Origin of the sequence: Streptomyces sp. NPDC091289 (assembly GCF_044757365.1) — a bacterium.
Taxonomy (GTDB): domain Bacteria; phylum Actinomycetota; class Actinomycetes; order Streptomycetales; family Streptomycetaceae; genus Streptomyces.
This window is the reverse complement of the sequence record NZ_JBIVUT010000005.1, coordinates 175,874-190,377: the sequence shown is the minus strand read 5'-3', so window position 1 is coordinate 190,377 and position 14,504 is coordinate 175,874. Positions and strand designations below refer to the sequence as shown.

The 14,504-nt window shown below is 71.4% G+C and carries 11 protein-coding genes and 1 pseudogene; 10 read left to right on the top strand and 2 right to left on the bottom strand.

Translation table 11 applies throughout. From position 1 onward, the window contains the following. Positions 1-5 precede the first annotated feature (5 nt). The 6 genes from ACIQPT_RS08275 to ACIQPT_RS08250 all read left to right on the top strand — a co-directional run bounded on the left by ACIQPT_RS08275 (position 6) and on the right by ACIQPT_RS08250 (position 6,163). Positions 6-959 carry a PLP-dependent cysteine synthase family protein gene (locus ACIQPT_RS08275; RefSeq protein ID WP_401153838.1) on the top strand — a complete coding sequence of 318 codons (954 nt, stop codon included), beginning with the start codon at positions 6-8 and terminating at the stop codon, positions 957-959. A 26-nt stretch (positions 960-985) separates the two neighbouring features. Beyond that, complete coding sequence (epsC, locus tag ACIQPT_RS08270; protein ID WP_401153836.1) at positions 986-1,555, top strand: serine O-acetyltransferase EpsC; 570 nt, start codon at positions 986-988, stop codon at positions 1,553-1,555. Further along, positions 1,552-2,850, top strand: coding sequence for an ATP-grasp domain-containing protein (locus ACIQPT_RS08265; RefSeq protein ID WP_401153833.1), 1,299 nt, complete (start codon positions 1,552-1,554; stop codon positions 2,848-2,850). The genes epsC and ACIQPT_RS08265 overlap by 4 nt, the downstream gene beginning before the upstream one ends. Further along, a complete protein-coding gene (locus ACIQPT_RS08260) occupies positions 2,847-4,115 on the top strand; it encodes an acetyl-CoA carboxylase biotin carboxylase subunit family protein (protein ID WP_401153830.1) in 1,269 nt (422 codons plus the stop codon). Before ACIQPT_RS08265 ends, ACIQPT_RS08260 begins: the two co-directional genes overlap by 4 nt. Further along, positions 4,112-5,362: an MFS transporter gene (locus tag ACIQPT_RS08255; protein WP_401153829.1), complete on the top strand. Its 1,251-nt coding sequence runs from the start codon at positions 4,112-4,114 to the stop codon at positions 5,360-5,362. Before ACIQPT_RS08260 ends, ACIQPT_RS08255 begins: the two co-directional genes overlap by 4 nt. A gap of 123 nt (positions 5,363-5,485) precedes the next feature. Next, a complete protein-coding gene (locus ACIQPT_RS08250) occupies positions 5,486-6,163 on the top strand; it encodes a TRM11 family SAM-dependent methyltransferase (RefSeq protein WP_401153827.1) in 678 nt (225 codons plus the stop codon). Positions 6,164-6,227: 64 nt separating this feature from the next. Here the strand turns inward: ACIQPT_RS08250 and ACIQPT_RS08245 are convergent, their stop codons facing one another. Together ACIQPT_RS08245 and ACIQPT_RS08240 are read right to left on the bottom strand one after the other, a co-directional pair. Continuing rightward, a complete protein-coding gene (locus ACIQPT_RS08245; RefSeq protein WP_401153825.1) occupies positions 6,228-7,361 on the bottom strand; it encodes a histidinol-phosphate transaminase in 1,134 nt (377 codons plus the stop codon). Between the two features lie 87 nt (positions 7,362-7,448). Continuing rightward, the gene (locus ACIQPT_RS08240) at positions 7,449-8,240 is read right to left on the bottom strand and encodes a LuxR family transcriptional regulator (protein ID WP_401153822.1); all 792 of its coding nucleotides are present in this window, start codon (positions 8,238-8,240) and stop codon (positions 7,449-7,451) included. 648 nt (positions 8,241-8,888) lie between these two features. On the opposite strand from ACIQPT_RS08240, the pseudogene ACIQPT_RS08235 reads away from it, so the two are divergent. The 4 genes and pseudogenes from ACIQPT_RS08235 to ACIQPT_RS08220 form a co-directional block, all read left to right on the top strand. Beyond that, a pseudogene (locus ACIQPT_RS08235) lies at positions 8,889-10,829 on the top strand (FAD/NAD(P)-binding protein); the annotation flags it as partial. 132 nt (positions 10,830-10,961) lie between these two features. Then, positions 10,962-12,320, top strand: coding sequence for a lyase family protein (locus ACIQPT_RS08230; RefSeq protein ID WP_401154196.1), 1,359 nt, complete (start codon positions 10,962-10,964; stop codon positions 12,318-12,320). Next, complete coding sequence (locus ACIQPT_RS08225) at positions 12,317-13,558, top strand: 3-deoxy-7-phosphoheptulonate synthase (RefSeq protein WP_401153820.1); 1,242 nt, start codon at positions 12,317-12,319, stop codon at positions 13,556-13,558. Before ACIQPT_RS08230 ends, ACIQPT_RS08225 begins: the two co-directional genes overlap by 4 nt. Before the next feature lie 2 nt (positions 13,559-13,560). Beyond that, the gene (locus ACIQPT_RS08220) at positions 13,561-14,286 is read left to right on the top strand and encodes an isocitrate lyase/phosphoenolpyruvate mutase family protein (RefSeq protein ID WP_401153818.1); all 726 of its coding nucleotides are present in this window, start codon (positions 13,561-13,563) and stop codon (positions 14,284-14,286) included. The last annotated feature ends 218 nt before the right edge of the window (positions 14,287-14,504 follow it).

The window sequence follows — 14,504 nt, the reverse complement described above, 5'->3', positions numbered from 1 at the left end:
AAAACGTGGTGAACTCATCGACCGTCGGCGTCGCCCAGTCGTCCGAGGACCTCATCGGTGACACCCCGCTCCTGAAGCTGCGCCTCGACGGGCTGCCCGCCGACACCGACACACTGGCGAAGCTGGAGGCGGCCAACCCGCTCTCCAGCATCAAGGACCGGGTCGCGCTGTTCATGATGCGGGCCGCCGAGGAATCCGGTGCGTTGCGGCCCGGCGCGACCGTCATCGAGTCGACGTCGGGCAACACGGGGATCGCGCTGGCCTCGCTGGCCGCCGCACGCGGTTACCCGTGCCGGATCGTGCTGCCCGACAACGCCTCCCGAGAACGCGTCCTGACCCTGCGGATGCTGGGGGCCGAGGTCGAGTTCACCGACCACACCCTGGGCTTCGCCGGCTGTGTGGAGCGCGCGGCGCAGCTGCACGCGGGGACACCGGGGTCCTGGTACGCGCGACAACACGAGAACCCCGACAACGTGCGGGCCCACTACGAGTCCACCGGACCCGAGATCTGGCGGGACACCGGAGGCCGTATCGACCACCTGGTGTGCACCGTGGGCACCGGCGGCACCCTCACCGGCATCGCCCGCTTCCTGCGCGAGCGCAATCCGGACCTCAAGGTCGTCGCCGTCGAGCCGGAGGGTTCGGCGCTGCTGTCGGGAGGCCCGCCGGGCCCCCACCGCATACCCGGCCTCAACGGCGGCTTCATCAGCCCGGTCACCGACACCAGCCTCATCGACGAGGTCATCATGGTCTCCGACAAGGACGCCGCGGCCACCACCCGGGCCATCGCCGCCACCAGCGGTCTCCTCGTCGGCGTCTCCTCGGGCGCCGCGGCGTACGGCTGCGTCGAACTGGCCCGTCGCCACGACCTGTCGGGTGCCACCGTCGTGACGGTCTTCCCCGACACCGGGGAGCGGTACCTCAGCTGGTGGCCGGCCGAGGCCGAGCCGGCCGGATGAGAGGCGCGAGAGGACTGCGCCGCCGGGTGCGGGAGACACTGGACGTCGTCGTCGCCCGTGATCCCTCGATCCGCTCCCGGAGCGAGGCGCTGCTGCATCCCACCCCGATGGCGCTCGTCGGACACCGCACGGGCAACTACCTCTACCGGAACCGTTGTTACCGTTCCGCGCGGCTGATCTGCCTGGTGACCAGGGTGCTCACCGGCGGTATCGAGATCCACCCGGGCGCGCAGATCGGGCGCCGCTTCTTCATCGATCACGGCTGTGGCGTGGTGATCGGGGAGACGGCCGTCATCGGTGACGACGTATCGCTGTTCCACCAGGTCACGCTCGGCTCCACCGGCTGGTGGCAGGACCGCGAGCGGGACCCGGCGGGCACCGGCAGGCGTCATCCGCGGCTCGGCAACGGCGTGACGGTGGGCGCCGGGGCCACGCTGCTGGGGCCGATCACCATCGGCGACGACGCCCTGATCGGCGCGCTGTCGCTCGTCCTGGACGACGTACCCAAAGGCGCACGCGTACGGGTTTCGGGAGCCCGGACCTCCACCGCCACACCCCCACCGACACTCCTTCCCGAGAATGGAACGGACCGATGAACCCCGAACGGACCCTGTTGCTCGTCGGCGCCACCGACGAGACCGTCACCAAGGCCAAGGCGCTCGGCCTGCACGTCCTGCTGCTCCAGCACCCCACCAAGATCACCCCGGAGCAGGAGCGCCTGGCCGATCTCGTGCGGGTCGTGGACTACACGCGCTGGGACCTGGTGGAACCCATCGCCCGCGAACTGCACGAGGCGCCCGGCTTCGCCGCCGCGCTCTCCCTGACCGAGCCGGGCCTGGAGGGAGCCGCGTCGGTCAACGACCTGTTCGGTCTCGGCGGCACCGGCCACGAAGTCGCACTGAGGTTCCGCGACAAGGGAGTGATGCGCCGCCATTTCGCTGCCCTGGAACCCGATGCGGTCCGCTCGGCGCCGCTGCGCGACCGCGAGGACCTCTCCCTGTTCGGCGGCCGCCACGGCTACCCGTTCATCGTCAAGCCGACCGACGCCACCGCGAGCATCGGGGTGCGCCGGGTCGACGGTCCCGCGGACATCGACCGGGTGTGGGACGAGGTGCGCAGGCTCTCCGGCACGCGGACCGACCGGGTCACGACGCTCTTCGTCCTGAAGGACTTCATCATGGAGGAGTACCTGGACGGCCCCGAGTACAGCGTGGAGTCCTTCAGCTTCGGGGGCCGCCATGTCGTCGTGGCGGTCACCGAGAAGTTCACCGACCCGGCCCACTGCGCCGAACTGGGCCACGCGATGCCCGCCCGGCTGCCGTCCGGTACGGAGGAGACGGTACGGGAGAGCGTGAGCCGCTTCCTCGACCGGATCGGCTACCGGGACGGCGTCTCCCACACCGAGATACGGATCGGCGAGAAGGGCCCGAGGGTGATCGAGAGCCACAACCGGGTCGCGGGTGACGCCATTCCGGACCTCGTCAGGAGCGCGTACGGCATCGACCTGATGACCCTCGCCCTCGGGTGGCCGTTCGGGCTGGCCGACGAACTGCCCGACCGGCCGGTGGCACGGGCCGGGGCCAGTGTGCGGGTTCTGGTGGGGGAGCCCGGGCGCGTGGAGTCGGTCGACGGCGTGGCGGAGGCGCTGCGCCAGGAGGGTGTGATCGACGTACGGATCAGCGCCGAGCCCGGTGACACGGTCCGTCCCGTCCGGGACAACTGGGACCGGCTCGGCCTGGTGGCGGTGGCGGGCCCCGACACGGCGGCGGCCGTCCGGCGGGGGGCGGAGGTCATCTCCGACACGATCAGGGTGCGGGTGCTGGGCGATGACGGCCGGGCGGGCCTGGCCGGGGTGGCGCAGGTGACGGAGCGGACGGTGGAGTCGGCATGAGCGTCCTCATCCTGCACCGCAACCCGTTCGGGCCGTTCCCCTACCGGGACTGGCTGGCCGGCCACACCGGCGACGTGGTCGTCCTGGCGGCCCGCGACAAGATCGAGCTGTCCGGCGAGGACGTGCCGGAAGACGACCTCGGCTACACCCACCTGGAGATATTCGACGACTTCGACGACGCGGCCGTCATGACCCGGGCGCTGGCACTGGCCGAGAAGTTCGGCACCACCCACGTCGTCGCCCTGCACGAGGCGGATGTGGTCCGCGCCGCCGAACTCCGCGAACGCCTCGGCCTGGACGGGGCCTGGACCGCGGACGTCCGACCGTTCCGGGACAAGGCTCTGATGAAGGAGCGCGCGCTGCGGGCCGGCCTGGAGGTCGCCCCGCACATCGTGGCGTCCACTGCCGGGGAGGTCCATGACTTCGCCGGCCGGCACGGATTCCCACTGGTGTTCAAGGAGCGGGCCGGGTTCAACTCCGTAGGACTGCGCATCCTCGGGGACGAGGACGAACTGGCGGACTGCGTCCGGGAGGAGTTCTCGGGGCCGCCGCGCGACGACGTGCTGCTGGAGGCGTTCGTCCCGGGCCGGATGTGCCACATCGACGGGCTGGTGACCGGCGGCCGGGTCGCGGCGGCCTGGCCTTCCCAGTACCAGTACGATCTGTCCTCGTTCGCGGCCGATCCCGGACCGCGCGTCGACGTGACGCTCGATACCGACGACCCGCTCACCCCCCGGCTGCTGGACCTGGCCGACCAGGTCCTGGCGGCGCTGAAGCCGCAGGACTCCCGGCTGCGCGATCACGCGTTCCACGCGGAGGTCTTCCACACCCCGGACGGGCGGCTCGTCCTGTGCGAGATCGCCTGCCGGTCCGGCGGCGCGAAGATCCGGGAGGTGTTCCTGACGCTGTTCGGCATCCACCTCGCCGAGTACGTGACCCGAGCGGAAGCGGGCCTGCCGCTTCCCGGGTACGAGGACGGCGCGGGCGACGGGCCGCTGCCCCGGCCGCGCTGCATGTCCGGCCAGGTGCTCACGATGAAGCGGCCGGGTCTGGTGCGTTCGTTGCCCGCGATGCCCGAGGACTCCTGGGTGGAGGGCTTCTGGCTCTTCGCCGAGCCGGGCCAGGTGATCGCTCCCGCCTCGGGGTCGGCGGACTTCCTGACCGCGGCGGTGGTCTCGGCGCCCACCCGGGTCGAGTGCGAGCGCAGGCTGCGTGAACTCGGCGCCCGCGTGCAGGCCCAGACGGACATCGTGGGTGCTCCGTGAGGAAGCCTTCGAGCCACGTCAGGTACATGGTCGGGATGGTGGTCGACGCCACCGGCAGCGGCATGTACCTCCCACTGTCGCTGCTGTACTTCCACCACGTCACCGGGCTGCCGATCACCCAGATCGGCGCCATCATGACCTCCGCCGCGGTGGTCGGCCTGGTGAGCAACCCGGCCGCCGGGATGCTCATCGACCGGTTCGGCGCCCGCACCGTCGTCATCGGCGGGTACGTGGTGCGCGCCGCCGGGTTCTGCGTCTACCCGTTCGTGGACAACGGGACGGTCATGTTCGCGGCGGTTCTGCTGGTCGGGCTGGGGGACATGTCCTTCCCGCCGGCCATCCAGTCCTTCGTGGCCGAGATCGCGCAGGGAACCGACCGGGACAAGCTGCTCGCCGCGCAGCGCAGCCTGCGCAACGCCGGTATGGGCGTGGGCGGACTGCTCGCGGGTGCGGCCCTGGCGCTGGGCAGCGACTCCGCGTACTACCTGATCGTGCTCTCCGTGGCCGTCGGCTACCTGGTGGCCGCCGCGTTCATCCGGACGATTCCCACCGACCGGGCGGCCCCGCCGGCCGGCGCCCGGGTCACCCGCAAGGGCGGCTATCGGCTGGTGGCCCGCAACCGGCCGTTCATGGCTCTGTCCCTGCTGAACGTGCCCACCGCCTTCGGGTACATGGTGCTTTCGGTGAGTCTCCCGGTCTACCTCACCCAGGAACTGGGCGCGTCGAAGTCCCTGGTGGGTGTCCTGTACGCGGTGAACACCGTGGGTATCGCGCTCCTGCAGATTCCGGTCACCCGGAGACTGGGCGCGTATCGCAGGACCCGGGCCGTGGCGCTGGGCGGGGCGGTCTTCGCCGTCTCCTTCGGCATCTTCGCGGTGCTCGACGCCTTCCCTGCCGGCACCGCTGTGATCGTCGGCGTCTTCGCCGCCACCATGGTCTTCACCGCGGGGGAGCTGTTCCACGGAGCCACGGCGTCGGCCCTGGTGGCGCACACGGCACCGGAGGAGACCCGCGGCCGTCATCTGGCGGTCTACCAGCTCTCCTGGGCGGTCCCGATCGCCCTCGCCCCGGCGGTCCTGACCGCCCTGATGGCCGTGTCCGCGATCGGCATGTGGCTGCTCCTGGCGGCCGGTGTGGCCGTGTCCGCGCTGGGTGTGCTCCGTCTGGAACGGCACCTGCCGGAGCCGGCGGTGCATCCGCGGCCGAAGGCCGAGCCGACCGGAGAGCGGTTCCCGGTGGAGTCCTGAACCGCCGGGTTCACCGACGGGCCGGTCCTGAACGAGCGGCCCCGAAAGATGTGTTCACCTCGAAAGGCCGCCCCGGTGGGCAACCGGTGGCGGCGATATTCACGGAAAGGTTGCGTGAGCCCGATGGGAGTTTCCAGTTGGCTGGTCCTGGGGGACGAGGACCCGGAGTACGCCCTGGCCGAGGCGGCCGGGCAGAGCGGCCTGGTCAGCCAGTTGCGCCCGTTGATCGTCGAGCTGAGCGCCCCCGGCGACCTGGTATTCGACCCGTTCGCCGGATGGGGGACGACGCTGGTGGCGTGCGCGGCCGAGGGCCGGCGGGGGGTCGGGCTGGAGATCAACGAGTCCCGCGCCGAGGAGGCCCGCCGGCGGGTCGAGTCCTGCCCCGGGCAGCGGATGCTGTGGGGGGACGCCCGCAAGCCGCCGCTGGAGCAGGGTTCGGTGGACCTGGTCCTGTGTGACCTCCCCTATTTCGGCACCGACCTGGACGTCGAGGCCGCGGGGACGGGCCAGATGTACGCGCTGCGCGACTACGACGACTACCTGAGCGCACTCGACGAGACGTTCGCCGCCATCGCCGGGGTGATGCGGCCGGGTGCGTACGCGGTGATCGCTGTCCAGAACCGCCGGGTGGCGGGCACCTTCGTGCCGCTTGCCTGGGACGCCTCGCGTGTGCTGGGCCGTCACCTGACGCTCGGTGACGAGCGTGTCCACCTCTACGAGCGGAAGGTGGGCGGCGACGACCCGATGCTGTCGAACCGTTCGCACGAGTACCTCCTGATGGCCGTGAAGCCCGCTCCGTAGCAACGGAACGGCCCCGGCTCGACGGAGCCGGGGCCGCTGTCCGAGGTGTCCGCCAGGAGCGGTGTCAGGCCTTTGAACCGACGAAGCGGCCGGCGACGTCCAGCACGATGTCGTTGGCCTCGGGCTCGCCGATGGTGACCCGGGCCCCCTCTCCGGGGAAGGCCCGCACCCGCACCCCCGCCGTCGCGCAGGCTTCCGCGAAGTCCTCGGTGTCCGCGCCCAGCGGCAGCCACACGAAGTTGGCCTGCGAAGGCGGGACGGGGAGCCCGGCCTCGCGCAGCCCGTCCTGCACGCGCTCGCGCTCCTTGACCAACTCATCGACTCGCTCCAGCAGTTCGGCCTCGGCAGCGAGCGAGGCCACGGCCGCGCTCTGCGCCAGGGCGCTGACGCCGAACGGAACGGACGACTTTCGTATGCGGGCCGCGACCGGTTCGTGGCAGACCGCGAAACCGACCCGCAGGCCGGCCAGGCCGTACGCCTTGGAGAAGGTGCGCAGCACGATCAGCCGGGGGCGGTCCCGGTAGAGTGAGATGCCGTCCGGGACGGCCTGTGGGTCACGGACGAACTCCTGGTAGGCCTCGTCCAGGACGACGAGCACATGACCGGGGAGCTGGTCCAGGAAGTGTTCCAGCTCCGCTCGGGCGACGACGGTGCCCGTGGGGTTGTTGGGGTTGCAGACGATCACCAGCCGGGTCCGGTCGGTCACCGCCCGGGCCATCGCGTCCAGGTCGTGCCGGTGTCCCGACCGGAGCGGCAGCTGTACGGAGGTGCCGCCGTACAACTGAGTGAGGTGCGGGTACGCCTCGAACGAGGGCCAGGCGTACACGACTTCACCGCCTGCCTCGCCCAGGACGGAGTGCAGGAGGTGGGCGGTGACCCCCACCGAGCCGACGCCGATGGCCAGGTGGGCGGCGGGCACGGAGAGATGCTCGGACAGCGCACCGGCCAGCTCGGTGACGAAGCGGTCGGGATAGCGGTTTATCCGGCCGCTTTCCTTCTCGATCAGGTCCCGGACCGAGGGGAGGGGCGGAAAGGGATTCTCATTGGCCGACAGGGAAAAAGGCAGCACGCGACACCTTCCGACACCGAAGGGCGCGGAACCGGAATCCGGGTCACGCGCGCTGCGGCGTATGCGTGGGTATGAGGAATGCGCGCCTGCATCCGAGGAATTGACAACTCGGGGGCGTCGCTGCCGCAATCATACGAGGCGACTCCGCGCCCCGCAAGATTCTCCCGACAAGGCATCGCGTCCCCGTGCGGGCGGCGCGGGCCCCGGCGGTGCCGGTCAGGGAGAAGGACTGGTCCCGGCGGGTGTTCCGGCTGTCTCGGCACGTGCCATCAGGTAGCCGAGCTGGAGTCTGTGCTGTGCGGAGTAGGAGTCCTTGAGCCGCGCTATGTGGGACTGCAGCGTCCGCAGGCTGAGCCCCAGGCGGCGGGCGATTTCCCGGTCGGAGCGTCCTTCGATGAGCAATTTGCATATGGCCTCCCGCATATCAGGAATGACTTCTGTGGCGGCGTCGGCAGCTCGGACGGGGAGGAACGGGTAGGGCTCGGCCCGGTCCCAGGCCCGCTCGAACATGTCGGTCAGAAATCTCACGACGGCGGGCTCCGTGGCGATCACCATCACGGTGCGGTCGGCGCTGGCGGGTATGAAGGCCATGCGCTGGTCGACGATGATCAGGCGGTCGAAGAACTCCGCGAGCGTCCTGACCTGCCCGCCGTATCCGGCGACCGTTCGCACGTACTCCTTGGTCGGCTCGTCGAACCGGGTGCTGTGCTGGTAGAGGGTGCGCATGGACACCCCCGCGTCGATCTGCTTGCGTACCCCGTCCAGCGCCTTGTCCAGGACGACGCTGGGGCGCGGCCCGTCCGGCTGGGCCGTGAGGATCTCCTTCCTTGCCCCGTCCACGACCTCCTGGATCGCCGCGCCGATCTCCGGCAGTCCGTGGACGTAGGTGAACCCGGGGTCGGCGTGCGCTCCGGGCGGCGAGGGCTGCCATGCCGGCGGGGTGCCGGACGCGGCCTCGGACGTGAGGGCGCGAGAGAGTTCGGTAAGTGTCTCGGCCAGACGCAGCATGGTTTTCCCATGGCCGGATGCCAATGTGGCGCCGGGCTCGTCGCGGGACGCGCGGGCGAGATGCTCCGCGGCCTCGGAAGCGACGTCCGGCAGTCCTCTTGTGGTGCCCTTTGATCCCATTTGAATCCCCCGTTTCATGGCATTGCACTGACCCGAAGTATCCGTGATCCCACCTCGACACTCCAAGGGTGTCAGGCTTATTTCCAGATCATACGATTGCGCAGTCTGGCTGGAAAGAGACCCTTTCGGGACGCCGCCTGCGCCGCTCCTGCTCTGTCGCTGGTCACCGTCAAAGGGGACCAGGCATTCCGCTTAGGTAATTCACGCAGCGTTCACTCCTCGCTCGTCGGCCATGGCATGGCCGACGAGCGGCTCGGAGAGCAGACCTATGTCCTGGGGGGACTTCATGTTGGTTCGGTCGGCATCTGTTCGATTGGTGCACAGTGCACTCGTTGCTGCATTCGCCCTGGTCGCCGGCGGCTCCGTCGTCGCGACGGGCGGTGCCGGTGGCGTCGCAGGGAAAGCGGTTCAGGCATCGGCCACCCACGACATCGGGTGGAACGGGATACACCCCTAGGGCTCGTGAATCCGCCCGCGCCGTTCCGGTCCTATCTGTACATCCGTCCCACGTCACGCGGAGATCGATACGTGAACACCAGATATGTGGAACTCTCCATCATCGGGGCCGGGCCCCGCGGTGTGTCCGTACTGGAGCGGCTGTGCGCCCAGGAGCGGAAGTCACCGTCATGCGAACGGCTGACCGTCCATGTCGTCGACCCCGAGGCGCCCGGCGCCGGTGCGGTCTGGCGTACCGGGCAGTCCCGGCACCTGCTGATGAACACCGTCGCCTCCCAGGTCACCGCCTTCACCGACGCCAGCGTGACCATGGTGGGCCCGATCGAGGAGGGGCCGAGCCTCTACGAGTGGGCCCAGCGCCTGCTGTCCGGGAGCGAGATCCTGTCCGGCGGACCGGACAGCACCGCCCTGTCCGAAGCCCGCGCCCTGGGCCCCGACACATATCCGACCCGGGCCTTCTACGGCCGCTACCTGGAATGGGTCTTCCGGCGCCTGGTCGCCACCGCACCTGCCCATGTCACCGTCCGGGTGCACGCCTCGCGCGCCGTCGCCCTCCACGGTGAGCCGGACGCCCGAGGCGCGCAGGAGGTTCTGCTCGCCGACGGTACCCGGCTGACCGGGCTGGACGCGGTGGTGCTCGCCCAGGGCCACGTGGCGGCCCTGCCGACCCGCACCGAGGCCGAACTGGCCCGCTTCGCGGCCCGCCACGCGCTGACCTACCTGCCGCCCGCCAACCCGGCGGACGTCGACCTCGGCGCCGTCCGACCCGGCCAGCGCGTCGTGATGCGGGGGATGGGGCTCAACTTCTTCGACTACACGGCCCTGTTCACGCTCGGCCGCGGCGGCTCCTTCGTCCGCGAGGGGGACCAGCTGGTGTACCGGCCGTCCGGTGAGGAGCCACTGCTGTACGCCGGTTCCCGGCGCGGCATCCCCTACCACGCCCGCGGCGAGAACGAGAAGGGCGCGCACGGCCGGTACTTCCCGCGGCTGCTGACCGCCGAGCGGGCGCTCGCGCTGCGCGAGCGGGCCCGCGACGGCGACTGGGTGTACTTCGGTGCCGACCTGTGGCCGCTGATCACCAAGGAAGTGGCGAGCGTCTACTACGCGGCGCTCCTCACCGCGCGCGGTGAGGACGGCGCCGCCTTCGCCGACAGCTACCTGTCCGCCGAGCCCGGCCCTCAGGAGGAGCGGCTCCTGTCCGGAGCCGGTATCGGCCCTGCCGACCGGTGGTCCTGGGAACAGGTGGAACGGCCGTACGCCGCACAGGACTTCGCGGACCACGCCGACTACCGCAGCTGGCTCCTGGAGTACCTGCGCGCCGACGTGGCCCACGCCCGCCTCGGCAATGTCTCGGGGCCGCTCAAGGCCGCGCTCGACGTGCTGCGGGACCTCCGGAACGAGATAAGGCTCGCCGTGGACCACGGCGGGCTCGAAGGCAACTCGCACCGCGACGAACTCGAGGGCTGGTACACACCGCTCAACGCGTACCTGTCGATCGGCCCGCCCGCCTCCCGCATCGAGGAGCTGATCGCGCTCATCGAGGCCGGCATCGTCGTGCCGACCGGGCCCGGGATGCGCGTCGAGACCGTGGAGGACGAGGACGGGGCGGCGTTCACCGTCGTGCCCTCGGAGTTCCCCGGGGGCAGCCTGCGGGCCACGGCGCTCATCGAGGCACGGCTGCCCGAGCCCGACCTGGCCCGTACCGCGGACCCGCTCCTGCGCAGCCTGCTCGACACCGGGCAGGCCGCCCCGTACCGCATAGCCGGTGAGTGCGGCACCCGCTACACGACCGGTGGGCTCGCGGTGACCGAGCGGCCCTACCGACTGCTGGACGCCGAGGGCCGCCCGCATCCCCGGCGCTTCGCCTACGGGGTGCCCACCGAGTCCGTGCACTGGGTCACCGCCGCCGGAATCCGGCCGGGCGTCGGCTCGGTGACGCTGGAGGACTCCGACGCCATCGCGGCGGCCGTCCTGGCGCTGCCGCCCGCGCGCAAGGTCCGTGGAGAGGCCAGGGCCCAGGCCCGGCCCCGGGCCGCGGCCTCGGCCCAGGACGTCACGGAGTCGGTCGACTCCGGCCTGCTCTCGCCCGTCCGGGCCGGCACCCCCGTCGAAGCTGCGACCAGCGACCGGGCCTGGCTCCAGGCCATGCTCGACGCTGAGGCGGCGCTGGCCCGCGCCCAGGCCGGGCTCGGCACCCTGCCGGCCTCCGCCGCCTCGGCGATCACCGCCGCCGCGCGGGCCGACCGGCTCGATATCCGCGCCCTCGCCGTCGCCTCCCGCGAGTCGGCCAACCCCGTCGTGGGCCTGGTCGCCGCTCTCACCGAGGTGGTCGAGGCCACGGCCCCCGAGGCGGCCGAGTACGTTCACCGCGGCTCCACCAGCCAGGACATCTTCGACACCGGTGCGATGCTGGTGGCCTCCCAGGCCCTGAAGGGCATCATCGCCGACCTGCACCGCACGGCCGACGCCTTCGCGCTGCTCGCGACGGAGCACCGGGACACGCCGCAGGCCGGGCGCACCCTCGCACTGCACGCCGTGCCCACCACGTTCGGCCTCAAGGCCGCCGGCTGGCGATACCTCGTCCTCGACTCCGCGGCCCGGCTGACCCGGGTCCGGGACGAGCTGCCGGTCTCCCTGGGCGGCGCGGCCGGCACGCTCGCGGGCTACCTGGAGTACGCCACGATCGGCGGGCCCGCAACGGCCGGGGACGCGGCTCCCGAAGGCACCGCGCCCGCAACCACAGCATCCGACAGCGTGACCCGCGGCGACTACGCCGACCAGCTCACCGCTGCCTACGCCCGGGAGACCGGCCTCACCGCACCCGTGCTGCCCTGGCACTCGCTGCGCACCCCCCTCGCCGACCTCGGTGCCGCGCTCGCGCACACCGCCGCGGCGCTCGGCAAGATCGCCCTCGACGTGCAGGTACTCGCCCGTACCGAGATCGCCGAGGCCACCGAGCCGGGCCCGGCCGGGCGGGGCGCCTCGTCCGCGATGCCGCACAAGCGCAACCCCGTCCTGACCACCCTGATCCGGTCCGCCGCACTACAGGTGCCGGCGCTGGCCACGGTGCTGACCCAGAGCCTGACCACCGAGGACGAGCGCTCCGCCGGGGCGTGGCACGCCGAATGGTTCCCGTTGCGCGAGTGCCTGCGGCTCACCGGTGGAGCGGCCCATACCGCGGTCGAGCTGTCGGAAGGGCTCCAGGTCAGTCCGGAGCGGATGCGGATCAACCTCGGCCTCACCGGCAGCCGGATCGTCTCCGAGCGGATCGCCGCCGCCCTCGCCCCGACTCTGGGCAAGGTGGCCGCCAAGCAGCTGCTGACCCGGGCCTCCGCCCGCGCCGACCGGGACGGCCTTGAGCTCGGCGCCGTATTGGCGCAACTCCCGGAACTGGACGGCGTCTTCAGTGCGGACGTCCTGGCCGGCCTGCTCGACCCCGCCCGGTACACCGGTGTGGCGGGCTCACTCGTCGACCGATCGCTGCGCAGAGGCAGGACCGCGTGACCGACACCATCAGCACCACCTTTCCCGGACCCACCGTTCCCGGACCCGGTGAGGCCGGGGCCACCCCGCGACCGCGGCCGGCGGCGCAGCAGCCCGACTGGCCCGACCGGCCCGTGCTGCGCGCCGTCACCGAGGAACTCGCCGCCCTGCCGGGCCTGGTGCTCGCCGAGGAGTGCGACCGGCTGACGGACCGACTGGCCGCCGTGGCACGCGGCGAGGCCGTGCTGCTCCAGGGCGGCGACTGTGCCGAGACTTTCGACGGGGTGACCGAGGAGCACGTACGCGGCATCTTCGGCACGCTGGCCGAGATGCGGGCCTTGATCGCCGAGGGTGCGCGGCTGCCCGTGGTGCAAGTGGGCCGGATCGCCGGCCAGTACGCCAAGCCCCGCTCCAGCCCGTGGGAGACCCGGAACGGGGAGACCCTGCCCGCCTACCGGGGCGACCTGGTCAACGGTCTGGCCTTCACCTCCCGGTCCCGCACCCCGGACGCCGGGCGCCTGCGCCTCGGGTACCGCGTCTCGGCGACCACGCTCAATCTGCTGCGTGCTCTCGCGGCGCGGCGGGACGGCGAGTTCTGGACCAGCCACGAGGCGCTGGTCCTGGAGTACGAGAGGGCGCTGACCCGCGAGACCCCCTCGGGTGTCTACGACCTCTCCGCCCATCTGGTGTGGGTCGGCGAGCGCACTCGCCAACCGGACGGTGCCCACCTCGACTTCGTTGCGGGCATCCGCAATCCGGTGGCGGTGAAGCTCGGACCCACCACCACGGCCGACGAGGCCCTGACGATGGTGGACCAACTCGATCCGGACCGCACGCCGGGCCGATTGACGTTCATCTCCCGCATGGGCGCGGACGCCGTACGCGACCGGCTGCCCGAACTGGTCTCCAAGGTGGAGGCATCGGGCGCCCGGGTGGTGTGGATGTGCGACCCGATGCACGGCAACACCTTCGTCATGCCGAGCGGCTACAAGACGCGGGACCTCGACCGGGTCATGGACGAGGTCCGGGGGTTCTTCGAGGTGCACGCCGGACTCGGTACCCATCCGGGAGGGCTTCACGTGGAGATGACGGGCGAGCCCGTCACCGAGTGCTTGGGCGGTACGCCGCCGGTCACCCCCGACGATGTCCCCATCCGCTACGAGACCGCATGCGATCCGCGACTGAACAGGCGTCAGTCCTTGGACCTGGCAAGGGTTCTGGCGGAACTGTATACAGAGCAACCACCCTGCAGGAGGTAACCATGGCAGCCTTGAAGGCCGCCGATTCGTTTCTGGCCATGCACGACCGTACGGACTCCGACGGGCCGCTGGTTATCCCCAACGTATGGGACGCGGGCAGTGCGCGCGCCTTCGCCGGGGCGGGGTTTCCCGCTCTCGCCACGTCCAGCGCCGCGATCGCGGCTTCGCTGGGGTACGCGGACGGGGGCGACACCCCTCCCGACGAGATGTTCGCCGCGATCGCCCGCATCGTGCGGTCGGTCGATGTCCCGGTGACCGCCGACATCGAGAACGGCTACGGACTGGCCCCGCAGGAGATCATCGACCGGCTGCTGGAAGCGGGTGCCGTCGGCTGCAACCTGGAGGACTCCGACCCGTCGGCGGGAGTGGTCAAGGACGCGCAGGAGCACGCGAACTGGCTCGCCGAGGTCAGTGTGGCCGCGGGTGACCGGATCGTTCTCAACGCCCGCATCGACACGTTCCTGTACGGGGACAGGTCCGTGGAGTCAGTGGTTCGCCGGGCCCGCCTCTACATCGAGGCCGGTGCCGATGTGATCTTCCCGATCCTGGCTCCGGCCGAGCTGCTGCCCGACATCGTGGTCTGCGTACCACGGCCGGTGAACGCTCTCCGGCTACCGGGCGGCGCGCCGCCGAAGGAGCTCGGCGCGCTGGGAGCGGCCCGCGTCACCTTCGGCGGCGCCCTGTACAGTCACGCCGTGGACGCGGCGCTGAACATGATCGAACGGTGACCGCGTGAACACGTCAGAACGGTGACCAGGGCGACAGGCGGCAGCGTGGCCGCCCGCTGAGGGCGGCCGGAGGCATGCGCCCCGGGCCCGTGCAACCAGGCCCGGGGAATCGGGCCGGGTGCAACCGGGCACGCCCACAGGGCATCCTTACTCACCGGGATCGCATACGCGGGCCCGGTCGGCAGGCACCTCGCCGCGCGGACCGGAGCCCGCCCGGG